This is a genomic window from Candidatus Accumulibacter necessarius (genome assembly GCF_036625085.1).
On the sequence record NZ_JAZKUM010000004.1, the window covers coordinates 174801 to 200202 of the forward strand.

A 25402-nucleotide genomic window follows, 5' to 3' on the forward strand; every position below is an offset into this window, starting at 1 on the left:
CCAAGGCCTGCGATGCCCATCGATCTGCGCCAGGCGCCGTTCAGCCATGTTCCCAGGGCGGTTGGTGGCTGAGAAAATCGCCCAGCAGCGTATCGAGTTGACCGAGCATCAGGTCGTTGCGCCCGGCCAGCCAGCCGCGCACGAGATCGCTGTGGTGGCCCGGAACGGCCAGCACGATCAGCGGTTCGGCGACAGCGGTGTCGTTCATCCGGCCGAGAAGGTCGAGCAATCCCGCCGCACTCTGGTGATACTGCTGCAGGCGTCGGGCAGGAAACAGTGGGGCGAAGAACTCGAGTGCATAGCGCAATCGCTTCATCGCGATGCGCAACGCATGCCGGGCTTCCGGATTGGAATCCTTGGTTTCGATAGCCAGGGCGGCGACACGCTTGGCGCGCTTGTCCAGCGAACGGGGGGCAAAAGTGGCGATCGGTGGCTTCCTGCTTTCCACCAGGGCGACGGTAGCCGCGGTGAATTCGAGCAACAACTGCGAGTAGCTGGTTGCGGTCATCGCCGCCTGTGCCGCCTTGCGGCAAACGGCGAGGTGACTCTTGGCCTGGCTGTCCAGCCGCTCAACGTCGGCGTGATCAGGAAACGCCTGTCGGATCGGTGGCAGCATCTCGGTGATGAAAACGTCCCAGTTGCGAGTGTCGCCGAGCTGATTGGCCAGCGTGCGCCAGCGCGGGTCGAAGTTGCTGACGTATTCTTCCGGCAGCAGCGGCCGCCAGAGACGGATAGCCGAGCGCAAGCGGCGAATAGCGACGCGCGCCTGGTGAATGTATTCGGGCGCATCGGTCTCGCGCACGCCGCGCTCGTTGCCCTGCAGTTGCGACAGACACGAGAAGGCCGTGCTGCGGAACACCCCGATGCTGGTCATCCCCGGTGCCAGCGGCACGTTGCCAGCCTTCACCGGCGCCAGCGCTGCCGGGTGGGCCAGTCGGTAGCCCCGTTCAGCCTTGCTGGCGCCTTCGGGATGCAACGGCAGATCGGCCTGCAGGGCGATTGCCGCGCTGAACAGGTCGGCGACGTCTCCTTCGAGGAGTTCAAGTTCGACTTCGCAGATGGTCTCCTGACGCTCGCCGGCAACGATCTTGCCGCGGTCCAGCGCTAGCTCGATGCGCGTCCCTTCCTGTGGTGTCAGCAGCCAGAAGCTGCGCGTGAAGTCGGTGGTGAACACCGGTACGAGGTCGGGAGTCGCCGCTTCGAGAAAGCGGCGAACCTTCGGGTTATCGACGTGGGAAAAATCAAACTCGCCGGGCTGACCCGGAGCCTCCCATTCGCTGCGCTGTGCCAGCCCGCCGGGGGACGGGGCGTCACTCTTGACCGTCAGCAGCCATACCTCGCCTTTCTGGCGGTAGCGCACGGCCAGGCGCTTGCGCTGCAGGGCTTGGTCAGGCGTGTCATAGTAGGTATTGATCAGCTTCTGTCGGATCGGCTTGCTGTCGGCCAGCAGCCGGTGTGCGGGCACCCGGCGCGCGGCATTCGCCGGCAGGCTCAGCTTGATCTCGGTTTCCAGTGCCATTCTTGGTGTCTCCTCTTGGTTGGTATAGGTGCCGCATGGTTCATTGATCGTAAGTACGTAGCTTCCCGACATCCGGAATATGGATCTTCCGCCCTTCGACCACGACCAGCCCTTTCTCGGAGAGTTCGTGCAGGATGCGCGAGAAGTGCTCCTGCGTGAGATTGAGACGCGAGGCGATGATTCCCTTGCTGGTCGGGAGGGTCACGGTGATCGACTTCTCACCGTCGGTCGGAATCTCCCGCAGCAGATAGCCGATGATCCGCTGACGGCCTGAACACAGGGAGTAGGATTCAACATCGCTGATCAGGTGGTGCAGACGCATCGACAGCCCGGCAATCATCTTGCGACCGAGCCTGGGGTCAGCGTTGAGTTCGTCAACCACCGCAGCCTTGGCGATGTGCAGCAGGAGCGAATCGGCCAGTGCCTGCGCATACACCATACAGGGCTTGTCCATGAACATCACGGCTTCGCCGAAGGTCTGGCCCTGACCCAGGATGTCGACAACCTTCTCACCGCCTTGCGCCGACGTGAAGGCCAGTTTGACCTGCCCGTAGACAATCAGGTAGAAGCCGGTTGGCATGTCGCCCTTGTGGAACAGGATGTCGCCACGCGACGCGGTGAGTTCGCGCGAACCGCGCGCGAGACGGGCAATTTCCTCAGTTTCCAATCCACTGAACAGCGGCACATGCGCCAGCAGCGCTTCAATGTTGATGCCGTGTTGATGTGAATGCATGGGCTTCAGAAGAAAATCGGCCACTGACTTGCCGGGAGTGGGCAATCTTCGCATTTGTGATCGCCGGCGGCAAGTACGAGCCTTCTCAGGGGCGTTGCGATGGGTTGGAGACCTCGGCCTGTTCAGTGCGAAAGCAGTCGGTCTTCGGCCAGCGCCAAGGCCGGGGCCCTGCCGCTGAGCACCAGCGTGTCGCCGCCATCGAGCACGGTCGCGTCGTCGAAGGTTGCAGGCAGGCCGTCGGCACGGCGCAGACTCGCCACCCGCACGCCGACGGTGGGCAGCGCCAGGCTGGCCAGCGTCTTGCCGACGGCGCAGCCGGCCGCAGGCAGAGTGACGGTGCTGAGACGCTCCTGTTCGAAGTCGTCGGCGCTGTCATCGTCGGCGCCGTGGAAGTAACCACGCAGGAGCTGGTAACGCGCATCGCGCTGGTCCTGCACGACGCGAGCGACGCGCCGCATGGGCACGCCCATCAGCGCCAGCGCGTGACTGGCCAGCATCAGGCTGGCTTCGATCGCTTCTGGCACCACCTCGGTGGCACCGGCCTCGCGCAGCTTTTCGAGGTCCACGTCGCTGACGGTGCGCACCACCACCGGCAGATTGACCGCCTGCTCGTGGGTGTGGTGCAGCACCTTCAGGGCGCTCGCGGTATCGGTGTAGGTCACGACGACGGCGCTGGCGCGGTGCAGGCCGGCGGCCTTCAGTGCCTGCAGGCGGGCGGCGTCGCCAAAGACCACCGAATGCCCGGCAGCCTTGGCCTGGCGCACCCGATCCGGGTCAAGATCGAGCGCGATGTAGGGGATGCCTTCGCCTTCGAGCAGGCGGGCCAGATTCTGCCCGCAGCGGCCGTAGCCGCAGATGATCACGTGCTGGTCGACGTTCATTGCCTGGCTGGCAATCCGGGTCATCTGCACGGCCTGCAGCAACCAGTCGCTGGCCACCAGCTTGGAAACGATGCTGTTGGTGTACAGGATAATGAAGGGCGTCGCCAGCATGGACAGCACCATGGCCGCCAGAATGGGGTTGAAAAGTTGCGGCGGGACCAGATGGTGCTGGCCGGCGAGCGTCAGCAGCACGAGGCCAAATTCGCCCGCCTGGGCAAGGTAGAGGCCGACGCGCAGGGAGACCCCCATCGAGGCGCCAAATGCCCGTGCCAGGCCGGTGATCATCGCCAGCTTGAACGCCAGCGATAAAGTGAGCATTACCAGCACCATCGGCCAGCGCTCGAGCACCAGGCGCCAGTCCAGCATCATGCCGATGGTAATGAAAAAGAGGCCCAGCAGCACGTCGTGGAAGGGCCGGATGTCGGTTTCCACCTGGTGCTTGAATTCGGTTTCCGAGATCAGCATGCCGGCGACGAAAGCACCGAGAGCCAGCGACAGGCCGGCGTGCTCGGTCAGCCAGGCCAGGCCGAGGGTGATCAGCAGCAGGTTGAGCATGAACAGCTCGTCGCTTTTCTGTCGTGCGACCAGGGTCAGCCACCAGCGCATGATGGTCTGCCCGCCCGTCAGCAGTAGCCCGAGCAACACCACTGCCTTGAGCAGGGCCAAGCCCAATGCCGGCAGCAGGTCTTCCGGGTCGGCCGCCAGCGCTGGAATCAGGACCAGCAGGGGCACCACAGCCAGATCCTGGAACAACAGGACCCCCACCACCCGCTTGCCGTGTTCGGATTCCAGCTCCAGGCGCTCGGCGACGAGCTTGATGACGATGGCAGTGCTGCTCATCGACAGGATACCGCCCAGCGCCAGCGCGATCTGCCACGACACCTTCCACCAGCCCGGCAACATCAGCGCCAGGAGCAGCGAGGCGGCCGTGGCGAGCCCGATGGTGAGGACGACCTGCGCCAGGCCAAGGCCGAAGACATGCTGCCGCATGGCACGCAGCTTGGGCAGGCTGAACTCCAGGCCGATCACGAACATCAGGAAGACGACGCCGAATTCGGCCAGGTAGCGGATGCCGGCAGAATTCTGCGCCAGGGCCAGGGCATTCGGCCCGATGAGGACGCCGGCCACCAAGTAGCCCAGCATCGGCGGCAGCCTGAACTGGCGGCAAGCAACGACCGCGAGTACGGCGGCCAGCAGATACAGCAGGGCAATGTCGAGTGAAGTCATGGCACCAGTCATGGGGCACTCGTCAGCGCCGTGGGAGATGCGGTCACGAGGCCTGTGTTGTGCCAATGGTTTTTTCCTTGGCAGAATCTACCACAGAAAAAAAAGCTGGCGATAGCCGATGGACGGTCGCACCGTCCATCTTGCTCAGGGTCTGGCGAAGCGGCGAAGGAAGGCCCGCCGGGCCGAATCCGGCTTTGGCGGCGAAGTTCCGCCTGAACCGGACCGCGGGTTCGCAACCGTGGGTGCCATGAGCATGGCCTCCAGAGCGGCACTTGCTGCCGCGCGCGCGGCCGCTTGCGAGGCGAACTGGCTGGGTGGAGCGAACAGCGGGCAATACTGGTAGGCAGGAACGATCGCGGTCGGGTCGTGATCGGCGATGAACTCGAGCGGACCAACCGGGAAGAGGATATGGCAGCGCTGGCCGGGACGCCGGTCGGACCACAGATTGCCGCCGCCTGGCAGGACGAAGAGATTGATGAACCACGGCGTGATGACGGCGCCTACCCAGTCGCCGGACCGCTCGCATGGGCTGGCGGCCCCGCCTTCTCCGGCCACGGCTGCCGTGTCCCTATCCGAGTGGTCGGTGCTCGCTGGCTGCCAGCGGCGAAAACCGACCGCTTCCACGGACAGGGCGGAATTGACAAATGGCAGATCGCGCATGTTCGTCGCCCAGATCTGGAGATACATCGCTTCCAGGCGCTGCTCGGGGTTGTCGGTGATTGGCGCTGCGGGTGGAGGTTGCTTCGCCTCGAAGGCCGGCTTGCGGAACTCGGGGCTCATTGCGGCTCGCCAGGATCTCCGGGCTTGCCGGTCAGGTCGGCGAAATGCCGCGCCGGGTCGTAGTCTCCGGTCAGAGCAGCAGAGACGGCGGCGAGAGCATCTTCAATCAACTCCCGCTCGCCATCCTCGAGCACTTCCCTGGCCAGGCCCAGCGAGGCCAGAACCCAGGTTCCGACCGGTTGCGGGCCGATCAGCATCAGGTTGACCCGCTCACGCCGCAGAGCGTCTCCCTGTCCTCGCTCGGCGACCGCGAAGTCGCCATTCCTGCCTTCCAGGACGACGAGCCGCATCGGGATCGACAGGCACATCAGCGGGCTTTGATGGTCGCTGGCGACGCACCAATCCCGAGCATCAGCAGTTCGTTGATCATCATGCGCAGCAGTTCCGGCATCCCGGCTTCGACTTCGCGGCTCAGTTCCATGCCGAGCGCCAGAGACTGCGGCTGCAGGCCAAGGATGGCGGTGTGCTTCGGGGCCCTGCCGAGCAGCTCCAGTGTGGCCAGGACATCGCACAGCCCGACCTGGTGTGGCGACAGCCGGGTCTTGAAGAACACCGGTACCGCATCACCCGCCAGGCGGATCGGTGTGCCCGCGGCGCGGCCGGCGCGAACCGCGTCCACGATGATCAAGGCATCGAGACCCTCGAGTTCCTCGAGCATTTCCATGCCGCTGGTGCCACCGTCGATAAGCTCGACTGTCGGCGGCAAGGCACAGGCCAGCGGCAGGCGCTCAATGGCTCGCACACCGAGTCCTTCATCGCTCAACAGAATATTGCCAACACCCAGGACGACTATGCGCATGACTGGTCCACGGTACGGGATGAGGAAAGGGCCGCCAGGGTGACATCCTGGCGGCTTGGCGGGGGCTGCGGCGACCGCGGTCAGGCGGCCTTGACCTTGACCACCGGCTGCTTCTCCTGGTCGACGACATGCACCGCGCAGGCGAGGCAGGGGTCAAAGGAGTGCACCGTGCGCAGGACTTCGAGCGGTTGCTCCGGAATGGCGACCGGCGTCCCGGCGAGGCAGGCCTCGTAGGCCCCGGGCTCGTCCTTCTCGTTGCGCGGCGCCGCATTCCAGGTGGTCGGCACGACGCACTGGTAATTCTTGATCTTGCCGTCGTTGATCACGATCCAGTGCGAGAGAACCCCGCGCGGTGCTTCGTGGATGCCGACGCCGGAGATCTCGCCTTTTGGGAAGACCGGCTTGTTGAAGGTCTTGAGGTCACCCTTGGCCATGCTGGCCAGCAGGAGATCCCATTGCCGGGCCAGTTCGTCCACCTCCACCGCACAGGCGACGGCACGTGCCGCGTGACGGCCGATGGTCGAGTGCAGCGCGTCGAGACCGACCTTGGTCTTGGCGACGGTGGAAACCAGGTCAAGCGCGTGCGTGGCATAGTCGATGGTCGGTTGGTGCCCGGCAGCGACCATCGCCAGTACGCGTGGCAGTGGACCGACCTGCATCGGCTTTTCATAGAAGGTTGGCGACTTCAGCCATGAATACTTGCCGTCTTCCTGGAAATCGGTGTATTGCGGTCGCGTTTCGCCCTTGTACGGATGTAGTGGACCCTTGCCGCCTTCATACCAGGAATGCTTGACGGATTCGGTCACGCCATCCCTGAAATAGGCGTCGTCGTGCGTCTTGATTTCCTTGAAGGTGGCCAGGTCGCCGCCGGCAATATGGCCGCCGGGCAGAGCAAACTGCGTGTTCCTGCCGTCGAGGGGAATGTCCGGCACCGAGATATAGTCGACGATGCCACGCCCGATGGTCGTCCACTCCGGGTAGAAGCCACCGACCACCGCGACGTCGATCAGGTAAACGTTCTTCACGAAGTCGGCGAGCTGATCGATCCAGCCCCTGACCGCCAGCAGACGCTCGACGGTGAGCACCGATTGCGAGTCGATGGCCAGCGCATTGCAGACACCGCCGACGGCAAGGTTCTGGATATGAGGGGTCTTGCCGCCGAGAATGCTGACCACCTTGTTCGCGTGCCGCTGGACTTCGAGCGCCTGCAGATAGTGGGCCACAGCGATCAGGTTGACCTCGGGTGGCAGCTTCATCGCCGGATGTCCCCAGTAACCGTTGGTGAAGATGCCGAGCTGCCCGGTGCCGACGAAGCCGGCCAGGCGCTCCTTGACCTTGGTGAATTCGGCCTTGCTGTTGCCCGACCAGCTCGAGAGGCTCTCGGCCAGGCTGGCGGCCTTGGCCGGGTCGGCCTTCAGGGCGCTGGTGACATCGACCCAGTCGAGCGCCGAGAGGTGGTAGAAGTGTACGATGTGGTCGTGCACCGCATGCGCCAGAATGATCATGTTCCGAATGTACTGGGCGTTGACCGGCAGCTCGAGCTGGAGGGCATTCTCGACCGCGCGTACCGAGGCGAGCGCATGCACCGTCGTACACACGCCACAGATGCGCTGGGTGATCGCCCAGGCATCGCGCGGATCGCGACCAATCAGGATGTTCTCGACGCCACGCCACATCTGGCCCGAGGCCCACGCTTTCCTGACCTTGCCGGCGTCGACTTCAACGTCAACCCGCAGGTGACCTTCGATTCGGGTGACCGGATCAATCGTGACTCTTTGCGACATTTTCTTGTCTCCTGAAAAGCGCGTTAGCTGTGCGCCGGCTGAGCGTACGGCTCTTCACGCGGCAAAACCGGGAATCGGCGGGTGATGTAAATATAGCCGAAGACCTCGGCGGCGAAGATTCCGAGAGTAACCAGCAATTCCGGCACCGAGGGGAAATACCGCCAGCCCGGCCCAGTGTCAAAAGTGATCAGGAAGCCATTGAGGCGCAGCAGGATGCCGCTGAGCATGACCGCGATGCCGGCGAGAAACAGCCTGGCCGGATTGCGCCGCGCCTCGGTCGTGCCAATCAGGAGGAAAGGAGCGATCAGGCAGCCATTCTCGACCCAGAAGGTGAGCGCGATGTAAGTCGGCTTGAATGCCTCGCCAATCACCCCGCGCAAGAGGATGTCGGCGAACCGCACGACCAGAAAGACGGCCATGATACCGAGCATGACCCGGGCCATCGGATTGAGAAGGGGTACCTCGACTTGCCGTCGGTAAGCCGACGCGGCAACGCAGGACTCGAAGAGGATGACTCCGTAGCCCAGCGTGATGGCCGAAAGCAGGTAGAGCAAGGGCAGCACCGGGGTCTGCCAGAGCGGATGGACCTGGCCGCCCATGACGACCAGCATCGTTCCCAGCGAAGCCTGGTGCATCATCGGCAGGACGACGCCGAGCGCGATGAAGATGTACAGCACTTTCTCGAGTTGCCTGCGCGCGTCGCGCAGGCCCAGCTTTTCGAGAAAGACCGGCGAGAACTCGATCCACATGACAATGATATACAGGGTGATGCACGCTGCGACCTCGAACATGACCGAGTTCACGTTGAAGTAGCCTGGCCAGAAGATATGCCAGAAGTTCCACCAGCGCCCCAGGTCGAAAGTGATCGCGGCACCGGCCAGGGTGTAGCCGAAGAGGCTGCCGAGCAGGGCCGGACGCACCAGCGGATGATACTTGCCCTTGTTGAAGATGTAGACCAGCAGCGCCATGCAGAAGCCGCCGCAGGCCAGGGCCGAGCCGATGAAGACGTCGACCACGACCCAGATGCCCCAGGAGTAGCCATCGTTGACGTTGGTCGTCGAGGCGAGGCCGAAGAACAGGCGGACGACGATGATCGTCGCCATGACGGCGATCAGGACGCCACAGACCAGCGTCGTGGCATTGAACAGGCTGCCGCCAACCGGCGCTGGTGCTGCATGCTGCTGAGCGCTCATGATCACTCCTTCCCGGGTTCGTCTGCCGGCGCATCGTCTTCATGATGAACGTTGCGTTTGGCGACGTAGGTCATTGCTCCGAGCACGGCAAAAGGCATCAGCAGCCCGCCGTAGAGCGTGTGCTGAATCGTCTCCGAGGTGGAAGCCGACGACTTCGGTGAGAGGTAAGGCATGCCAACCTTCTCGAAGTCGACAGCCGAGAGCTTCAGGACCTGTGTGCCGCCGTACTCGGTTTCGCCGTAGACGTGCTGCTTGTAGTTGCCGACGTAGCCTTCGTAACCCTGATCCGGACCGCCGCTGAGGTTGCCGCGCGGATAGGTGGTCACACTACCCGGTTGCAATGCCAGACGGCGCTTGGCTTCGCTCAGCAGGTCGCTGGTCCGGCCGAAAAGCGTGGCGCCGGTTGGACAGACCTCGGCACACGCCGAATAGTGGCCATCCTTGTAGCGATGCCGGCAGAGTTCGCACTTGCCGATCTTGCCGGTCGGCGAGTCATACTGGTACTTGGGAATACCGAACGGACAGGCGACGACGCAGTAGCGGCAGCCGACGCAGGCTTCGGGGTCATAGGCGACGATACCGGTCGTCGGGTCCTTGACCATCGCCGTTACCGGGCAGGCGGAAACGCAGGACGGGTCGGCGCAATGCATGCACGAGGTCTTCATGAACGCGTACCCGTTGGTCTCGTCGTCCTTGGTGGTCATCGTGCCGCTGCGGTACATCTTGATGATGTTGAAGGTGTAGCCGCTGGTGTCGAGCGGGGTATCCCACAGCTTGTCGGCCGTCGAGAACACGGCCGGATTGTTGTTTGCCCGCTTGCAGGCGGCAACGCAGGCCTTGCAGCCGATGCACAGCGTCGCGTCGTAGAGCAGGCCGAGTGCCTCCGGCGGGCGCTGGTAGGTTTCGCGTGCTGCGGCTGTCGTGCTGACCGCGCCGGCAGCGACGGCGGCACCGGCGGCGGCGCAACCTTTCAGGAACTGGCGACGGGGGTTGCCGTCTGCGGAAACATCTGGCCTCGTTGTACGCATCTCACACCTCCGTCCTTTCGCCCGCCGTCCTGGCTTTTTCGGCTTCCTCGGCCTTGTGCGAAAGGCCCAGATTACGTGCGACCATTGCCGTGCCACCGGCAGCGGCGCCGGCGACCGCCGCAAGGATCGCCGCCGAGCCGAGCGTCGCCCCCATGCCTTGCTCTTCGACGATGCGCGGGTACTGCTGCGGGGGTTCGGCGTTCTTTGCCTTGGCCAGCATGTGGATCGGCTTGCTGAAACCGACACCCTGTTCGGTGCAGCCAATGCAGGGACAGCCGCAGCCAACCGGCCAGGTACCCGCGCCAGCGTCACCGAAGAGGACCGTCGGGCAGTTGGCGTAGGTCTCAGGTCCCTTGCAGCCAACCTTGTAGAGGCAGTAGCCCTTGCGGTGCCCTTCATCCCCGAATTCGATGACGAAACGACCAGCATCGAAATGAGCCCGACGTTCGCAGTTTTCGTGGATCAGGCGCGAGTAGGCAAATGTCGGCCGGCCGAGTCCATCGACTGGCGGCAGGCTGCCAAAGGTCAGAAAGTGCACGACTGTGGACAGGAAGTTATAGGGGTTTGGCGGGCAACCGGGAATCGTCACCACCGGTTTGCCGAGCACCGCTGCGACGCCGGAAGCTCCGGTCGGGTTGGGGTCGGTGGCTGGCATGCCGCCCCAGCTTGCGCAGGAGCCGATGGCGATCACCGCTGCCGCGTCGGCGGCGCATTCCCTGGTCAGATCGATGGCCGTCTGGCCGCCGACCTTGCAGTAGATGCCGCCGTCGCGGGTCGGGATGGCGCCTTCGACGACCAGCAGGTAGCGGCCCTTGTTCTCGGCCATCGCCGTCTTGCGTGCCTGCTCAGCCTGATGGCCGGCAGCCGCAAACAGCGTTTCATGGTAGTCGAGCGAAATCACGTCGAGAATCAGCTTTTCGAGCGTCGGATGCTCTGCCCGCAGCATAGATTCCGTGCAGCCGGTACATTCCTGGAAGTGCAGCCAGATCACCGATGGACGCTTCCTGGTGGCGAGCGCCTCTGCGACTGCTGCATCCGCCCCCTGCGGCAAGCCAAGGCCGGCCGCCACGGTGGCGCAGAACTGCAGAAACTCGCGTCTCGGCATGCCGAGTCGTTCGCTTGCCGCGGTAATACCCGCATCACCTTCGAGCTTTAGCAGACTGGTATTGGCCATTTTCCTGTTCCCTCTCTCGTCGTCCGACCGCTGGTCGGGAGGTTTTCGCCGGCACGTCAGGGAGCGCGCGTGCGGTCCCAGACTTGGACGCACACAAGAACCGTGCCAGATTGAAGTAACTATTGAAAAACAGGGACATCGGGTCGGGCCAGCAGAGCCGGAAGGAAATCAATCTTTGCGCCTTGGGCAGCAAGTGGAAACTTTCTTTGCAGTGGAGTTGGGGTGGTCTGTGCCTTCGGGAGCGGCGGCTGCCCGCGTTGTCTGCCACGTGCAGAGACCGCGGGCAGCCTGCCTTGCCGTCGCGATCAACGCGGCGATCGTCGCAATATTGCAACGGGCAGCGATAGTCTCTACGATCAAGGTATGAGCCGCTCGATCTTCCTCCTCAAACGCAAATTCCCCGTGGCCCGTATCAGCGGACGCAGGCTGTGCCATGGCTGCCGACCGCGTTCGGCAGCGGGCGGTCGCCTGCGTCACGCGCAGCCTGTTGCTGTGTCTCCCTGTCCTTCTCTCTTGCCCGATGGCTCCCACCAGCTTGCAGACTAAACACCTGCCGAGGCCTCCGCTGGTTGCCCCCGATGCACGGCTGCCGGAAGCGCCGCCGGCATTGGACGGCGTGGACGAGACGGTCTGGGTCGAGGTGATTCGCAAGATGGACGAGGTGTACAACGACCTTCTCCAGTACGAGGTGGTCCTCGAGCAGAAGAACGCCGCGCTCGAGGAGTCGCAGCAGTTCATCGAAAGCGTTCTCGCTTCGATGTCGGACATCCTCATCGTCTGTAACCGGCACGGTGCGATCCAGGAGGTCAACGATTCCTTGCGACGCTTCATCGGTCTGGACGAGACCGTCCTGCGCGGGCGACCGCTCTGCGATCTCTTCGCCGACGAGGCGTCACGGCAGCGCGTGCGCGACTTCTTTTCGGCCGCGCGCCCGGCGAACGTGCAGGATTGCGAGTTGCTGATCAGCGGTCGCGATGGCAGCCCGCTGCCAGTCTCGCTGAACTGTACGCCACGGCTTTCGGGCACGGGCAAGCTGGTCGGGATGGTGCTGACCGGCCGCCCGGTCGGCGAACTGCGTCGTGCCTATCACGCGCTGCGACAGGCGCACGAGGATCTCAAGCGCACCCAGCAGCAGCTTCTGCAGGCCGAGAAGATGGCTTCGCTTGGTCGCCTGGTCGCCGGGGTGGCACACGAGCTGAACAATCCGATCAGCTTCGTTCTCGGCAACGTGCTGGCCATTCGACGCTACGCCACGCGCCTGCAGACCTATCTCGAGGCGGTGCACTCCGAACGTTGCGCGCGATCGCCGGAACTCGAAGGATTGCGCCAGGAATTGCGTATCGACCGCATCATGGCCGACCTGACGCCACTGCTTGACGGCATGACCGAGGGCGCCGAGCGCACGCGCGACATCGTCGATGGACTGAAGCGATTCTCGGCAGTCGACCGCAGCGCCGACGAGTCCTTCAACCTTTCTGAAGTCGTTGCGCGGGCAGTCCGCTGGGTGGTTCGTGCCGGGCCGCGCAACTTCCACGTCAACGTCGACTTGCCTCCCGAATTGCTGGTTATCGGGTCTTCCGGGCAGATGCAGCAGGTCCTGATGAACCTGGTGCAGAATGCCCGTGACGCCACGGTTGGTGGCGAATCGCCGACGCTCGACATCGGTGCTGAAGTTTGCGAGGGGACGATCCGGGTGCGCTTCGCCGACAACGGGCCCGGAATCGCGCCGGCCAACCTCTCGCGTCTGTTCGACCCGTTCTTCACAACCAAACCGGTTGGGCAGGGGACCGGGCTGGGGCTGTCGATCAGCTATGGCATTGTCGAACGGCACGGCGGTCGCCTGGAAGCGGCGAACCGGGCCGAAGGCGGTGCCGTCTTTACCCTGAGCCTGCCACTGGCGCCGGCCTGACTCTGCCCGAACCAAACATCAACGGCTCTGGTTGCCAAAGGAGATACAGAATGAACGAAAATCCGGTTCGCTGGTTTGAAATCTACGTGCAGGAGATGGCGCGCGCAAAGTCTTTCTATGAATCCGTTCTTGGAGTCAAACTAGAAGCGCTCAACAGCCCTGGCGTCGAGATGTTCGCTTTTCCGATGCAGATGGGGCAGGGCGGTGCCTCGGGTTCGCTGGTCAGGATGGAAGGGATGCCGTCGGGAGGCAACAGCACGCTGGTGTATTTCGGCTGCGAGGACTGCGCGGTCGAGGCCGCGCGAGCCGCCCAGGCCGGCGGCCGCATCTGCCGCGAAAAGTTCTCGATTGGCGAATACGGTTTCTGTGCCTTGGCCGTGGATACCGAGGGCAACGTCTTCGGTCTGCATTCGATGACCTGAGATCAAAGCCGCCTCGACGAGCGGCCAGGCGACTGCGAGGAGTCGTCAGCCCATCTTTTCGATCAGGTGCGCCTTGATCTGGGCACGCCCGGAAGGGCTCGCCATGGCGATGATCGTATTGCCGGCGTGGATGACGTGGTCAACCTTGGGATTGAATACCCAGGCGCCATCGCCCTCGCGCAAGGCGAGCAGGATGTAGTCGGGACTGCGCAGACGCAGGTCGCCGACACGGGTCGGCGGGAAATCGGGAGGAACCGGCACCTCTTCCACCCGTACGTTCTTGTCGGAACGGATCATCTCGTCGAGGAAGCCGACGACGTGCGGTCTGACCATCGCCGAGGCCAAGCGGGTGCCACCGGTGAAATCAGGTGAGATCACCGTGTCGGCGCCCGCCCGGCTCATTTTCTCGACGTTGCGCAGTTCCTGGGCGCGGGCGACAATCCGCAGGTTGGGATTGAGCTGTCTGGCGGTGATGATGATCATCAGATTGCGTGAGTCGTCGCCGGTGACCGCAAACAGCCCGCGGGCGTCCTCGATGTCGGCTGCTTCGAGCAGATCGTCGTCGGACGCATCTCCGTGCAGGTAGAGCAGGCCGGGAAACTTGTCGAGGTTCTCCTCGAAGCGATCAGCTTCGATGTCCATGGCGACGTAGTGACGGCCGGTGTTGTGGAGTTCCCGCGCGACACTCCGACCGACCCGGCCGAAACCGCAAATGATGAAATGCTGCCGCAGCTTCTGTATCCGCTTTTCCATTCGTCGTCTCCGCAGGGAAAAATCAAGGTCCTTCTCGAGGAAGAACACTGACAGGCTGGTGAATAGAAAGGTCAGGGCGCCCAGGCCGGAGATCGCGATCAGGCCGGCAAACAGCCGCTCGCTGATCGAATGGAGCGGGACGATCTCGCCATAGCCGACCGTCGAGATGGTGATCAGCGTCATGTATAGCGCATCCGACCAGTCCGCGTTGTCACCGGCAATCTCGTAGAAGCCGAGCGTGCCGAGACCGATCAGGATCACCACCACCAAGGCGGCCCAAACGATGCGAACGATGATGCGCTGCAGCTGCCCTGCGACGCGCACGTCCGATTCGCGCAGGCGGCGCCGGCGGCGGATACGCATGCGAGCCTGTAGCGGGCTATCGGCCATGCGCAAGAAAGGGATCGGCGTTCATGTCGCTAGTTTAGGGCTATCGTCGCCAGAAGGCCGGTGTCAGCACCACGAGCAGCGTAAATATTTCCAGACGACCAAGTAGCATGGCGAAGCTGCAGACCCAGATCTGGAAGTCGGTCAGCCGGCGAGCGCCGGCGGAGCGCGACGAAGTGGGTTGCGAAGTTCATTCCGGCGATCAGCATGAAGAGGATGGAAACCGCCTCGATTGCCGGCGAATTGCAGAAACCGAAGCAGGCATCGTGGGTCGAGAAACCACCGAGGCCTATCGTGCTGAAAGCGTGCACCACGGCGTCGAACCATGTCATGCCGGCCCAGTGGTAAGCCAGTATGCAGAGCACGGTAATGCCGGCATAGACCACCCACAATCCCTTGGCCGTCTGCGCCATGCGCGGTGTCAGTTTGGAGTCCTTCATCGGTCCGAGGGTCTCCGCCTTGAACATCTGGCGACCGCCAATGCCGAGCAAGGGCAGGATGGCCACGGCGAGAACGATCACCCCCATCCCGCCAAGCCAGACCAGCATCCCGCGCCACAGGTTGATCGACTGCGGCCGGGTGTTGAAATTGGTAAGGATGGTCGCACCCGTCGTCGTCAGACCGGAGACCGCCTCAAAGTAGCCGGCGGTCAGCGAACAGCCGAGATGGGGCACGAGTGGCAGAGCGGCAAACACCGGCAGGATCGTCCGCACCAGCACTACCAGGAGGAAGCCGTCACGGATCTGCAGGTTGCGCTTCTCGTGGCGCGTTGCCCACCACAGGCCAGCCCCCGTGGCCAGGGTGAGCAAAAACGCTTCATCGTAGGCGGTGGTGGCGCCATCGTCCTGGTACCAGGAGAACACCAGCGGGACAAGGAGTGTCAGGGCAAAGCTGAAGACCAACACACCGACGACACGGATGACCGGGTAGTAGCGCTTCATGGCACACCCGGCTGAAAGCGATAGCCGATACCGGTCTCGGTCAGGAAGTGGCGTGGCTGGGTCGGATCCCGTTCAAGTTTCTGCCGCAGGCGACGAATATAGATACGCACGTAGTGCTCCTGTTCTGGATGTCCGGGGCCCCATACCTCCCCCATCAGGTGCCTGTGCGTCAGCACTTTGCCGGCGTTGGCCAGCATCACGGCGAGCAGGCGGTGCTCGATCTGTGTGAGGTGAACGTCCTCTCCGGCACGCCGAACAGTGTGTCGCGCGATATCGACCTCAACCTCGCCGAAGCGATACGCCGTGACGGCCTCCTCGGCCGGGCTGTGGCGACGGAGCAGGACACGAACCCTGGCCAGCAACTCGCCGACACCGAAGGGCTTGGTCAGGTAGTCGTCGGCGCCGGCATCAAGAGCCTCGATCTTGTCGTGTTCGGCCGTACGGGCCGAGAGGATCAGGATCGGTAGGGAAGACCACAGCCGCAGCTCGCGAATGAAGTCGATACCGTTCATGTCGGGCAGGCCGAGATCGAGGATGACGAGATGGGCATCACCCGCAGCAACCGCTTCAAGCCCGGCGCGGGCGGTCGCGGTCTCGGACGCCATACAGCCTGACTTGCGAACGGCGTCGGAGACGAAACGGCGGATCTGCGGATTGTCCTCGACCACCACGACGCGTATCGGCAAATCGCTCACGACAGGTCTCCCTCCATCTCGGGCGGGGTGCCCAGCGGCAGCGTCAATCGCACCCAGGCCTTGCCCGGCGTGTTCTCGGCCGCGATGGCACCGCCATGGGCACTGACTATGGCGCGGCAGACCGCCAGGCCGATGCCTGTACCGGCGACCGTCGGCTCCTGGAAGCCACGCACGAAGGGATCAAAGACCTGGTCAAGTCGATCGGCGGGGAAGCCCGCACCCTCATTGCACACCGAAACCTCCAGGTTGGGGCCGCACACGCGTGCCAGCAAACCGATGGCTGTTCCAGGGGTTGAGTATTTTGCTGCATTCTCCAGCAGATTGCAGAGCACACGTTCCATGAGCACGGCGTCAAAGCAGACCAAGGGAAGGTCCGCGGGCAGTCCGATGTCAAGCTGTCGTGCCGCCAGCATATCGTCAAGCAGGCGCACACTCGACCCGACGATGTCATCGAGTGGCTGCCACTGCCTGTTGAGCATCACGCGTCCAGACTGAAGTCGGGCCATCTCCAGCAGATTGCTCACCATCCGGTGCATGGCGAGGGACTGGTCGCGCAGCATGCCTGCCGTCTCCGCGGCATGGTCTGACGAGTTCGCGTGGCGGTCGGACAGCGTATCGACGAGCGTATCAGCAAGGCCAACCAGGCTGGTCAGTGGTGTACGCAGGTCGTGCGACAGTGAAGAGAGGATTGACGATCGCAACTTCTCGGATTGCACCTCGAGTTCGCTCTGTTGCGCAATCTGGGCATAGTGAATCCGCTCAATGGCAATGCCTGCCAGGGAAGCGACTGCTTCAACGAGTGGCTGCAGCACATGCCGCGTCCTGGCCACGGCGAGAACGCCACGCGCGCGTGTCGCGCCGGCGAACGGCAGGAACACACTGTCTGCGTCGATTACGGCGGCGTTCTGTCGATACGCCGTAAGGGCATGAACTCGTGCCTCGTCGCCGATAGGCAGGGTGCCATGGATCGTCAGCGCCTCCTGTCCCGCACTTCCTTCATCGACCAACACCGCGCTGTCCATTTCAATCACACGCAGGAACCGGCCGACGATGTCGACCACCTGCTCGAGGGTCAGGGCAGCCCCGAGGTCGCGCGCCAGTTGATACAGCATGCGCGTTTCGCGTTCTTTCGACAGGATGGCTTCATTTTGCTCGGCGATGTGTGACGCCAGGTGCGAGCTAATCAATCCAACGGCCAGCATCACGGCAAAGGTGATCAGGTATTGTGCATCAACGACCGTGAACGACAGGTGTGGCGGGACGAAGAACAGGTCGAAGAGGGCGACGCTCAGGAATGCTGCGACAACGGCAGGGCCTCTCCCCAGTTTGACGGCGGCGATGAACACGACCAGGAGAAACAGCATCACGATGTTCGCCAGGTCCAGCCAGCCGCGCAGCGGCAGGGTCAGGACCGTAATCAGCGCACAGAGGGCCAGAGCTATCGGATAGCGCGCGCGAAACGAGTAATCGAGCACCCAATCTCTCCGATCAGGGGAAGTGGCGCAGTGTCCTGCAGTCGATGTAAAAACAGTGTAAACAGCCCCCGATCATCCGCGCAAAAGAACCGGGGGAAATGAGCGGGGCTGCGGCGGCGAGCTATAATCCGGCGCACCCTGATGTCCGGTCACCACTCTCCTTGGTGAGCCGTCCACCTATTCTGCCTGCACGTCGAAAGCCATGAACCATATTGCCAAATTGTTAAACGCCGACAATGTCGTGGCTGATCTCCAGGTCAGCAGCAAGAAGCGCCTCTTCGAACAGGTCGGCCTGTTGCTTGAAGATCCCGAGCGACTTGGCCGCAGCCAGGTTTTTGATGCCCTGTTCTCACGTGAAAAGCTCGGATCGACCGGGCTTGGACTCGGTGTCGCGATTCCGCACGGACGCATCAAGGGCCTCAAACAGGTGGTCGGCGCCTTCGTCCGCCTGGCCGCCCCAGTTAACTTCGATGCGCCGGATGGCCAGCCGGTCAATCTGGTCTTCGTCCTGCTGGTGCCTGAAGTGGCCACCGAGCAGCACCTGCAATTGCTCTCCGACCTGGCTCAGATGTTCTCCGAGCGTGCGGTGCGTGAGAAACTGGCTGCCGCACCTGACGCGGCAGCGATTCGCGCGACCTTCGCCGCCTGGCAAGCCGACTGACCGCTTCCCTCACGCCACGTTTCGCGGTAGCTGTCCTCTCACCTCCCTGACTCTTGCGAAAACGGTCGCTGAGTCGGTCCGCTGAAGAACAGTGCCGAGCCGGTCTAGCTGTGTTTGAAAGCAAGAAACATCTTGAAACAGCGCGCGAAGGCAAGCGGGGTTTCGCAATGTTCTGCCCACAGCTCGGCAGTCAGGGAGAAGGAGACGTCGCCAGCGGCTTCTCGGTCCTTGACCCAGACCAGACGCCGATCACTGAAGACGCCAGTCGGCAGGCGACTGCGGATGAACTCCCAGACCTCATCCAGATGGTCGAAATTCGCCAGTTCTCCCGTCCCATCGGCGCCTTCTTCTTCTTCCATGAAAACCTGGTAGCGCATCACGAACCTCAAGAAAAACGGCCCGCCACACCGACGGCGGACACGTGGTTGGCCAACAGCGCGCAATTATTGGCCAACGCGGGCGAATAGTCCATCCCGTTGTCGCTGCTGACGCGTGTCAAATCAATCTGCGTGCTCTTGGCCACCAGACCGCGCCACCCAGCGCTGTCCCGTGTCGGCAACCGGCGGTCGATGTCGTGCGGTGACCGGTGTCGCGGCGGCAGCTACCGCCGGCGACGCCTCAGCCCTTGACACACACTACCTGCCGCAGCGTATGCACCACTTCCACCAGCGAGCGCTGAGCGTGCATCACCGCGTCGATGTCCTTGTACGCCATCGGGATTTCATCGATGACCTCCCTATCCTTGCGGCACTCGACGTGTGCCGTGGCACGTTCCTGGTCGGCAACCGTGAACCGGCGTCTGGCCTCGTTGCGGCTCATCGTCCGGCCGGCGCCGTGGCTGCACGAGCAGAATGACTCCTCGTTGCCGAGGCCACGAACGATATAGCTTCTGGCACCCATCGAGCCGGGGATGATGCCGAGTTCGCCCTTGCGCGCCGACAGCGCGCCCTTGCGGGTGACGAAGATCTCGGACCCGAAGTGGGTTTCCTTCTGGACGTAGTTGTGGTGGCAGTTGACGGCCTCGACGTTGACGGTGAAGGGCCTGGTGATCACCTTGCGTGCGACGGCGATCAGACTGTCCATCATTGCCGTCCGATTGCGGCGCGCATAGTTCTGTGCCCAGCCGACCGCTTCAAGGTAATCGTCGAAATGCACGCTGCCTTCTTCGATGTAGGCGAGGTCGCGATCGGGCAGGTTGGCCAGGTGCTGCCGCATATCCGCCTGTGCCAGCGCGATGAAGGTGCTGCCGATGGCGTTGCCGACGCCGCGCGAACCCGAGTGCAGCATGAACCAGACGTGGTCGGCCTCGTCGAGGCAGACTTCGATGAAGTGGTTGCCGGTGCCCAGCGTACCCAGGTGCTTGTGGTTGTTGGTATCCCTGAGGTGGGGGTACTTTTCGACGATGCGCGTGAAGCCGGGCAACAGTTCGGCCCACAAGGCGCTGACCCGTTCCGGCGGGTTCTGCCAACTGCCCTCGTCGCGCTTGCCGCGGCCGACCGTACGGCCATGTGGTATCGCCTGCTCGATCGCGCTACGCAGGGGGTGCAGGCTGTCCGGCAGGTCGGAAGCCTTCAAGGTCGTGCGGGTAGCGATCATGCCGCAGCCGATATCCACGCCGACGGCCGCCGGGATGATCGCGCCGCGCGTCGGGATCACGCTGCCGATCGTCGAACCCTTGCCCAGATGCACGTCCGGCATCACCGCGAGGTGGCGGAAGATGAATGGCAGGCGGGCGGTGTTGATCAGCTGGAGGCGGGCCGCGTCCTCGATCGGCACGCCTTCGGTCCACAGCTTGATCGGCCGTCCATCCGGCACCTTGATGACTTCGATTGCTTCCGGGTTCATGCCAGCGAGCCAAGTCCGACAGGTTGCTAGCGCGTAATCGGCTTGTAGCGAATCCGCCTCGGTTTCGCTGCCTCTTCACCAAGGCGGCGTTTCTTGTCTTCCTCGTACTCGTGGTAGTTGCCGGCAAAGAAGGTCCATTGCGAATCACCTTCGCAGGCGAGAATGTGCGTGCAGATCCGGTCAAGGAACCAGCGGTCGTGGGAAATGACCAGCACGCTGCCGGCGAATTCAAGCAGAGCGTCTTCAAGCGCACGCAGTGTTTCAACGTCGAGGTCGTTTGACGGCTCGTCAAGCAGCAGGACGTTGCCGCCGGCAATCAGCGTCTTGGCCATGTGCAGGCGACCACGCTCGCCGCCCGACAGTTGACCAACGCGCTTCTGTTGATCGCCGCCCTTGAAGTTGAAGCGGCTGATGTAGGCGCGGGCCGGCGTTTCATACCTGCCAACGGTGAGCAACTCGGCACCGCCGGAAATTTCTTCGAAAACGGTCTTGTCACCGTCGAGACAGTCCCGGCTCTGGTCGACATAGGCGAGCTTGACGGTATTGCCAATCTCGATCTCGCCCGAATCCGGTTGCTCCTTGCCGATCAGCATGCGGAACAGCGTCGATTTGCCGGCGCCGTTCGGGCCGATGATGCCGACGATGGCGCCTGGCGGAACGTTGAAGCTCAGCCTGTCGATCAGCAGACGGTCACCGAAGGACTTGCTGACGTTCGTGAATTCGATCACCTTGCCGCCCAGGCGCTCGCCGACCGGAATGAAGATTTCCTGCGTCTCGTTCCGCTTCTGGTACTCGACGCTGGACAGTTCCTCGAAACGTGACAGCCGTGCCTTGCTCTTCGCCTGGCGGGCCTTCGGGTTCTGGCGCACCCATTCGAGCTCCTGCTTCATCGCCTTGATCCGGCCAGCCTCCTGGCGGCCTTCCGTCTCCAGGCGCGCCTCCTTCTGCTCCAGCCAGCTCGAGTAGTTGCCCTTCCACGGGATGCCCTGGCCGCGGTCGAGTTCGAGGATCCACTCGGCGGCGTTGTCGAGGAAGTAGCGATCGTGCGTCACCGCGACCACCGTGCCGGGGAAGCGCACGAGGAACTGTTCGAGCCAATCGACCGACTCTGCGTCGAGATGGTTTGTCGGTTCGTCGAGCAACAGCATGTCGGGCTTCGAGAGCAGCAGTTTGCACAGCGCGACCCGGCGTTTCTCGCCGCCCGAGAGGTTCTGGACCAGGGCATCCCAGGCTGGCAGGCGCAGCGCATCGGCGGCGAGTTCGAGCTGGCTGCCGAGGTCGGAGCCGGCGGTGGCGATGATCGCTTCAAGGCGCGCCTGCTCCTCCGCGAGCTGATCAAAATCGGCGTCGGGTTCGGCATAGGCTGCGTACACCGCTTCCAGCCTGGCCTGGGCCGCAAAGGCTTCGCCGAGGCCCGACTCGACTTCCTCGCGGACAGTCTTTTCGGGGTCGAGCTGGGGTTCCTGCGGCAGGTACCCAATCTTGAGGTTGGGCATCGGCGTCGCTTCGCCGATGATGTCCTTGTCGACTCCGGCCATGATGCGCAGAACGGTCGATTTGCCGGAGCCATTGAGGCCCAGCAGGCCGATCTTGGCGCCGGGAAAGAAGGAGAGCGAAATGTCCTTGATGATCTGGCGCTTCGGCGGCACGATCTTGCCGACGCGGTTCATCGTGAATACGTATTGAGCCATGGTTTTGCTTGTCGATCAGCGGGTGGAGGAGCCGTTGGCGAACGCAGGCCGCGTCCGGAAGACGTCAGTCTACCCGAGACTGACCGACCACGCCGGCTGAACATCGCGCTTTCGCAGGGTGGCCCGCGTCAGGCCAGCCGACGCCACGGACTGCGACCGACCAAACCACAGCCCCTATTTATCGACAAATGCCCGTTCGATAACGTAGTCACCCTGGGCGCCGATGTACGGCGATACCTGGAAGCCCCGGCTGTCAAGCAGGGCACAGCAGTCCCTGATCATCGCCGGGCTGCCGCAGACCATGGCGCGGTCGCGCGCCGGATCGAAGGGGGGAAGGCCAATGTCGGCGAACAGGCGGCCGCTGTTGACCAGTTGGGTGATTCGACCCTGGTGGCAGAACGGCTCGCGGGTGACGGTCGGGTAATAGATCAGCTTGTCGCGCACCAGATCGGCGAAATATTCGTGTTGGGGCAACTCCTCGCTGATGAAGTCGCGGTAGGCCAGATCCTTTTGCCAGCGAACACCATGGATCAGGATCACCTTTTCAAAACGCTCATAAGTCTCGGGGTCCTGGATCAGGCTGATGAACGGCGCGAGACCCGTACCGGTCGCCAGCAGATAGAGATTCTGGCCGGGCCGCAGGTCGCGCAGCACGAGCGTACCGGTCGGCTTGCGGCTGACAACGACCTCGTCACCGACCGCGAGGTGTTGCAGCTTTGAGGTCAATGGGCCGTCGGGTACCTTGATGCTGAAGAACTCGAGGTATTCGTCGTGATTGGCGCTGGCAATGCTGTAGGCGCGAGTCAGCGGACGCCCCGCCTGCGGCAGGCCGACCATCACGAATTGACCATTGATGAAGCGCAGGCCAGGATCGCGGGTGGTGCGAAAGCTGAACAGGGTATCGTTCCAGTGATGGACCGAAAGGACGCGTTGGGCGGAGAAGTTGCTCATCGTTTTGACCATGGTTGGCTCTTGACCGGGAAATCGTATTTGCTCATGTTATATTTGTAAAACCGATTTGTTGAATAGATGATATCTACAAAATAAATATGCGATACAGCTTGCGCCAGATCGAGGTGTTCGTTGCGGTTGCCCGGCACGAGAGTGTTTCGCGTGCCGCCGAAGAGCTTTCCCTGTCGCAGTCAGCGACCAGCACGGCACTCGCCGAACTCGAACGACTGTACGACACCCAACTTTTCGACCGGTTCGGCAAGTCGCTGCGTATCAACGAACTCGGGCAGGCGCTGCTGCCGCAGGCCGTCGAGTTGATCGAGCGGGCGGCGGCTATCGCCAGTGTGCTCGAAGGTCGCGCCGGATACGGACGGCTGCGCATCGGCGCAACGCTGACCATCGGCAACTATCTCGCGACGCTGGTCGTCGCTGATTTCCTCAAGCGCCACCCCGAAGGTACGTTGCAGTTAAAGGTGGAAAACACGAGCACGATCGTCGCCCAGGTAGCGCGCCACGAACTCGATCTGGGGCTGATCGAGGGTACCTGCCGTCACCCCGATCTGATCGTTGAACCCTGGGTGGCCGACGAACTGGTGGTGTTCTGCGCGCCCACTCATCCGCTGGCGAAAGAGGGCAGGGCAACGCTGATGGAACTGACAAGGGAGGCATGGATTGTGCGCGAACCCGGATCGGGAACGCGAGAAACACTCGACCAGGCTCTGCGCCATCACCACTCGGCCTTGAACATCCGACTCGAACTGGAACATACCGAAGCCATCAAGCGCGCCGTCGAGTTCGACCTCGGCATTGCCTGCATCTCGCGCCTCGCACTGCGCGAGGCGTTCCGACGCGGCAGCCTGGTGGCGATCGAAACGCCCGAACTCGACCTGCGCCGGCACTTCCACTTCCTCTGGCACCATCGGAAATTCCAGACCGCCGGGATGCGCGAGTTCATCGGCCTTTGTCGGACGATGACCGCCGGTATCGAGCGTAGCGACCAGATCGAATGGCCGGTCATTCCTTAGGTGGAGCGACCGCTGAACTGATTCGCCTGGCGGTCAACCTGACCGGTCGCAGATTTGCCCTGGCCGAAGCTCCCCGACGAACCAACTCCCGCACGCGCGTGCATCCCTTGCCGGCACGCAGCGCCTGTGGGGAAATTTCCCGCATAATATCATTTGCTTGAAATCGCAAGAAAAGGGACACTTGGTGTCTTTTACTGGAAGCCTTGCCGATGGAAGTCAGGCCGGGCAGAAAGCCCTTCCGTATATTGTCGCTGGACGGCGGTGGTACCTTTGCCTTGATCCAGGCGAAGGTGCTTGATGATCTCTTTCCGGGCGAGGATGGACATCAGGTTCTCAGCCATTTCGACCTGGTGTCGGCCTGCTCGGGCGGGGCGATCGTCGCTGCGGCACTGATCGAGGGCTATGCGCCGCGCGAAATCTTCGAGCTGTTCGACAGCCCTGCCAATCGGCATGCACTTTTTGGGCGCTTGCCCTGGTACCGGAGTCTGTTGCAGCTGGTTACCGGTGTTTTCTCCCCGTCGAGCCCGGTTGGCCGGCGTTTCTCGACCGGTGGCAAGCTTGAATTCCTGCATCGCATACTGCCCCGGATGGGCACCACCTCGCTGCACAGCCTGCACGGAATCCTCAACGACAGCATCGCTTCGTTCCGGGCGCAGCGCGATGAACCGGACCGGCCAATGTCCTTTCTTTTTGTGACCTACGACTTCGACCGGGACCGGGCTCGCATGATGCGCAGCAATGTCGCGAGCCCGGCCGCCAGCTTCCCGCATCGGCAGCAGCGCGCGACCCTGGCGGAAGCGGCGCATGCGTCAAGCACCGCACCGATCAACTGGTTCGACAAGCCAGCTGAATTTGACGGTTGCCGTTTCTGGGACGGCGCCATGACGGGCTACAACAATCCAGTGCTGGCAGGCGTTGTCGAAGCCATCGCCATGGGTGTGCCGCGTCGCGACATCGGCGTCCTCTCGCTTGGCACCAGCACGGTTTTTCTACCCGAGTGCGGCACCGAAGGGATCCCCGATGCGCTGTGCCAGCCGCGCGCCAGGACCGGCTTTCTCCCGGAGCTTGTCAAGGTCGGCAAGACCATCATCGCTGATCCTCCGGACGCGCACACCTTCATTGCTCACCTGATGCTCGACGGCGGTTTGCCGCTCGACGTCTCCTGTTGTCCCCACACCGAAACGGCAATTGTGCGCATGAATCCGGTGATTCAGCCGGTCATCGATCGCGCGACCGGGGAGTGGAACGTTCCAGTTGGCTGGGGGGTGGGAGAGTTCCGCCGCATTGCCGAGATGGATATCTCCGCGCGCAGGCAAGACGACGTGGACTTGATCAAGCGGCTATGCGACGGGTGGTTGCGGGATGAATGGCACAATCAACCCATTCGGGGTTGCGGCATCTGGGCGTCGCCATCGTCGGATTCTCCTTTGGCGAACACGGATCGCTTGTGCGAGATTGGCCATCGCTGGTATCGCGATGCCAAATCCGCCTGGACCGCGCTGTCGGCTTGAGGCCAGCGAACCGAGCCC

24 protein-coding genes are annotated in these 25402 nt (G+C 63.0%); 5 read left to right on the forward strand and 19 right to left on the reverse strand.

The annotated features are described in order from the left end of the window. Positions 1-40 precede the first annotated feature (40 nt). From V5B44_RS11930 to V5B44_RS11975, 10 genes are all read right to left on the reverse strand, one after another. Entirely contained in the window at positions 41-1519 is a 1479-nt protein-coding gene (locus V5B44_RS11930) for a CHAD domain-containing protein (RefSeq protein ID WP_332359252.1), read from the reverse strand. 40 nt (positions 1520-1559) lie between these two features. Next, positions 1560-2252, reverse strand: coding sequence for a Crp/Fnr family transcriptional regulator (locus tag V5B44_RS11935; RefSeq protein WP_332359253.1), 693 nt, complete (start codon positions 2250-2252; stop codon positions 1560-1562). Positions 2253-2374: 122 nt separating this feature from the next. After that, positions 2375-4360: a cation:proton antiporter domain-containing protein gene (locus V5B44_RS11940; RefSeq protein WP_332359602.1), complete on the reverse strand. Its 1986-nt coding sequence runs from the start codon at positions 4358-4360 to the stop codon at positions 2375-2377. 144 nt (positions 4361-4504) lie between these two features. Beyond that, a complete protein-coding gene (hybE, locus tag V5B44_RS11945) occupies positions 4505-5140 on the reverse strand; it encodes a [NiFe]-hydrogenase assembly chaperone HybE (RefSeq protein WP_332359254.1) in 636 nt (211 codons plus the stop codon). After that, positions 5137-5448 carry a HypC/HybG/HupF family hydrogenase formation chaperone gene (locus tag V5B44_RS11950; protein ID WP_332359255.1) on the reverse strand — a complete coding sequence of 104 codons (312 nt, stop codon included), beginning with the start codon at positions 5446-5448 and terminating at the stop codon, positions 5137-5139. Before V5B44_RS11950 ends, hybE begins: the two co-directional genes overlap by 4 nt. After that, positions 5448-5939: a HyaD/HybD family hydrogenase maturation endopeptidase gene (locus tag V5B44_RS11955; RefSeq protein ID WP_332359256.1), complete on the reverse strand. Its 492-nt coding sequence runs from the start codon at positions 5937-5939 to the stop codon at positions 5448-5450. Before V5B44_RS11955 ends, V5B44_RS11950 begins: the two co-directional genes overlap by 1 nt. 80 nt (positions 5940-6019) lie before the next feature. Further along, positions 6020-7723, reverse strand: a complete 1704-nt coding sequence (locus V5B44_RS11960; protein WP_332359257.1) for a nickel-dependent hydrogenase large subunit — start codon at positions 7721-7723, stop codon at positions 6020-6022. Between the two features lie 23 nt (positions 7724-7746). Further along, a complete protein-coding gene (gene hybB / locus V5B44_RS11965; RefSeq protein WP_332359258.1) occupies positions 7747-8916 on the reverse strand; it encodes a Ni/Fe-hydrogenase cytochrome b subunit in 1170 nt (389 codons plus the stop codon). 2 nt (positions 8917-8918) lie between these two features. Further along, positions 8919-9944, reverse strand: coding sequence for a hydrogenase 2 operon protein HybA (hybA, locus tag V5B44_RS11970; RefSeq protein ID WP_332359259.1), 1026 nt, complete (start codon positions 9942-9944; stop codon positions 8919-8921). A gap of 1 nt (position 9945) precedes the next feature. Continuing rightward, positions 9946-11118, reverse strand: coding sequence for a hydrogenase small subunit (locus V5B44_RS11975; RefSeq protein ID WP_332359260.1), 1173 nt, complete (start codon positions 11116-11118; stop codon positions 9946-9948). A 520-nt stretch (positions 11119-11638) separates the two neighbouring features. Here V5B44_RS11975 and V5B44_RS11980 point away from each other — a divergent pair. Together V5B44_RS11980 and V5B44_RS11985 are read left to right on the forward strand one after the other, a co-directional pair. Further along, positions 11639-13027 (forward strand): sensor histidine kinase, encoded by a 1389-nt coding sequence (locus V5B44_RS11980; protein WP_434735452.1) that lies wholly within the window; start codon positions 11639-11641, stop codon positions 13025-13027. A gap of 50 nt (positions 13028-13077) precedes the next feature. Beyond that, complete coding sequence (locus tag V5B44_RS11985; protein ID WP_332359261.1) at positions 13078-13449, forward strand: VOC family protein; 372 nt, start codon at positions 13078-13080, stop codon at positions 13447-13449. Between the two features lie 45 nt (positions 13450-13494). Here the strand turns inward: V5B44_RS11985 and V5B44_RS11990 are convergent, their stop codons facing one another. Genes V5B44_RS11990 through V5B44_RS12005 form a run of 4 tightly spaced genes read right to left on the reverse strand, consistent with a single transcriptional unit; the run spans position 13495 to position 17700 of the window. Then, positions 13495-14565: a potassium channel family protein gene (locus V5B44_RS11990; protein WP_332359262.1), complete on the reverse strand. Its 1071-nt coding sequence runs from the start codon at positions 14563-14565 to the stop codon at positions 13495-13497. Positions 14566-14621: 56 nt separating this feature from the next. Further along, on the reverse strand, positions 14622-15530 hold the full coding sequence (locus V5B44_RS11995) for a potassium transporter TrkG (RefSeq protein WP_332359263.1): 909 nt from the start codon (positions 15528-15530) through the stop codon (positions 14622-14624). Then, positions 15527-16225, reverse strand: coding sequence for a response regulator (locus tag V5B44_RS12000; RefSeq protein ID WP_332359264.1), 699 nt, complete (start codon positions 16223-16225; stop codon positions 15527-15529). The genes V5B44_RS11995 and V5B44_RS12000 overlap by 4 nt, the downstream gene beginning before the upstream one ends. Then, positions 16222-17700, reverse strand: a complete 1479-nt coding sequence (locus tag V5B44_RS12005; protein WP_332359265.1) for a DUF4118 domain-containing protein — start codon at positions 17698-17700, stop codon at positions 16222-16224. The genes V5B44_RS12000 and V5B44_RS12005 overlap by 4 nt, the downstream gene beginning before the upstream one ends. A gap of 202 nt (positions 17701-17902) precedes the next feature. Between V5B44_RS12005 and ptsN the strand changes: the two genes are divergently transcribed. Next, positions 17903-18361 carry a PTS IIA-like nitrogen regulatory protein PtsN gene (ptsN, locus tag V5B44_RS12010; RefSeq protein ID WP_332359266.1) on the forward strand — a complete coding sequence of 153 codons (459 nt, stop codon included), beginning with the start codon at positions 17903-17905 and terminating at the stop codon, positions 18359-18361. 104 nt (positions 18362-18465) lie between these two features. Here the strand turns inward: ptsN and V5B44_RS12015 are convergent, their stop codons facing one another. The 5 genes from V5B44_RS12015 to V5B44_RS12035 all read right to left on the reverse strand — a co-directional run bounded on the left by V5B44_RS12015 (position 18466) and on the right by V5B44_RS12035 (position 22848). Further along, on the reverse strand, positions 18466-18738 hold the full coding sequence (locus V5B44_RS12015; protein WP_332359267.1) for a hypothetical protein: 273 nt from the start codon (positions 18736-18738) through the stop codon (positions 18466-18468). An 8-nt stretch (positions 18739-18746) separates the two neighbouring features. Continuing rightward, positions 18747-18884, reverse strand: a complete 138-nt coding sequence (locus V5B44_RS12020) for a hypothetical protein (protein WP_332359268.1) — start codon at positions 18882-18884, stop codon at positions 18747-18749. 95 nt (positions 18885-18979) lie between these two features. Then, complete coding sequence (locus V5B44_RS12025) at positions 18980-20206, reverse strand: RtcB family protein (protein ID WP_332359269.1); 1227 nt, start codon at positions 20204-20206, stop codon at positions 18980-18982. Between the two features lie 26 nt (positions 20207-20232). Further along, complete coding sequence (gene ettA, locus V5B44_RS12030) at positions 20233-21897, reverse strand: energy-dependent translational throttle protein EttA (RefSeq protein WP_332359270.1); 1665 nt, start codon at positions 21895-21897, stop codon at positions 20233-20235. Between the two features lie 174 nt (positions 21898-22071). Beyond that, a complete protein-coding gene (locus V5B44_RS12035; protein ID WP_332359271.1) occupies positions 22072-22848 on the reverse strand; it encodes a ferredoxin--NADP reductase in 777 nt (258 codons plus the stop codon). A 98-nt stretch (positions 22849-22946) separates the two neighbouring features. On the opposite strand from V5B44_RS12035, the gene V5B44_RS12040 reads away from it, so the two are divergent. Together V5B44_RS12040 and V5B44_RS12045 are read left to right on the forward strand one after the other, a co-directional pair. Continuing rightward, on the forward strand, positions 22947-23873 hold the full coding sequence (locus tag V5B44_RS12040; RefSeq protein WP_332359272.1) for a LysR family transcriptional regulator: 927 nt from the start codon (positions 22947-22949) through the stop codon (positions 23871-23873). Between the two features lie 209 nt (positions 23874-24082). Beyond that, complete coding sequence (locus V5B44_RS12045) at positions 24083-25384, forward strand: patatin-like phospholipase family protein (protein WP_332359273.1); 1302 nt, start codon at positions 24083-24085, stop codon at positions 25382-25384. Positions 25385-25402: the final 18 nt, after the last annotated feature.

Bases quoted from the DNA above. Each gene is read 5' to 3' on its own strand.
- ettA (WP_332359270.1), bottom strand. From the start codon at position 21,897: ATGGCTCAATACGTATTCACGATGAACCGCGTCGGCAAGATCGTGCCG.
- V5B44_RS12025 (WP_332359269.1), bottom strand. From the start codon at position 20,206: ATGAACCCGGAAGCAATCGAAGTCATCAAGGTGCCGGATGGACGGCCG.
- V5B44_RS11930 (WP_332359252.1), bottom strand. From the start codon at position 1,519: ATGGCACTGGAAACCGAGATCAAGCTGAGCCTGCCGGCGAATGCCGCG.
- hybB (WP_332359258.1), bottom strand. From the start codon at position 8,916: ATGAGCGCTCAGCAGCATGCAGCACCAGCGCCGGTTGGCGGCAGCCTG.
- V5B44_RS11955 (WP_332359256.1), bottom strand. From the start codon at position 5,939: ATGCGCATAGTCGTCCTGGGTGTTGGCAATATTCTGTTGAGCGATGAA.
- hybE (WP_332359254.1), bottom strand. From the start codon at position 5,140: ATGAGCCCCGAGTTCCGCAAGCCGGCCTTCGAGGCGAAGCAACCTCCA.
- V5B44_RS12040 (WP_332359272.1), top strand. From the start codon at position 22,947: ATGCGATACAGCTTGCGCCAGATCGAGGTGTTCGTTGCGGTTGCCCGG.
- ptsN (WP_332359266.1), top strand. From the start codon at position 17,903: ATGAACCATATTGCCAAATTGTTAAACGCCGACAATGTCGTGGCTGAT.
- V5B44_RS11975 (WP_332359260.1), bottom strand. From the start codon at position 11,118: ATGGCCAATACCAGTCTGCTAAAGCTCGAAGGTGATGCGGGTATTACC.
- V5B44_RS12035 (WP_332359271.1), bottom strand. From the start codon at position 22,848: ATGAGCAACTTCTCCGCCCAACGCGTCCTTTCGGTCCATCACTGGAAC.
- V5B44_RS12015 (WP_332359267.1), bottom strand. From the start codon at position 18,738: ATGCGCTACCAGGTTTTCATGGAAGAAGAAGAAGGCGCCGATGGGACG.
- V5B44_RS11990 (WP_332359262.1), bottom strand. From the start codon at position 14,565: ATGCGTATCCGCCGCCGGCGCCGCCTGCGCGAATCGGACGTGCGCGTC.
- hybA (WP_332359259.1), bottom strand. From the start codon at position 9,944: ATGCGTACAACGAGGCCAGATGTTTCCGCAGACGGCAACCCCCGTCGC.
- V5B44_RS11980 (WP_434735452.1), top strand. From the start codon at position 11,639: ATGGCTCCCACCAGCTTGCAGACTAAACACCTGCCGAGGCCTCCGCTG.
- V5B44_RS11950 (WP_332359255.1), bottom strand. From the start codon at position 5,448: ATGTGCCTGTCGATCCCGATGCGGCTCGTCGTCCTGGAAGGCAGGAAT.
- V5B44_RS12045 (WP_332359273.1), top strand. From the start codon at position 24,083: ATGGAAGTCAGGCCGGGCAGAAAGCCCTTCCGTATATTGTCGCTGGAC.
- V5B44_RS11995 (WP_332359263.1), bottom strand. From the start codon at position 15,530: ATGAAGCGCTACTACCCGGTCATCCGTGTCGTCGGTGTGTTGGTCTTC.
- V5B44_RS11935 (WP_332359253.1), bottom strand. From the start codon at position 2,252: ATGCATTCACATCAACACGGCATCAACATTGAAGCGCTGCTGGCGCAT.
- V5B44_RS11985 (WP_332359261.1), top strand. From the start codon at position 13,078: ATGAACGAAAATCCGGTTCGCTGGTTTGAAATCTACGTGCAGGAGATG.
- V5B44_RS11940 (WP_332359602.1), bottom strand. From the start codon at position 4,360: ATGACTTCACTCGACATTGCCCTGCTGTATCTGCTGGCCGCCGTACTC.
- V5B44_RS11960 (WP_332359257.1), bottom strand. From the start codon at position 7,723: ATGTCGCAAAGAGTCACGATTGATCCGGTCACCCGAATCGAAGGTCAC.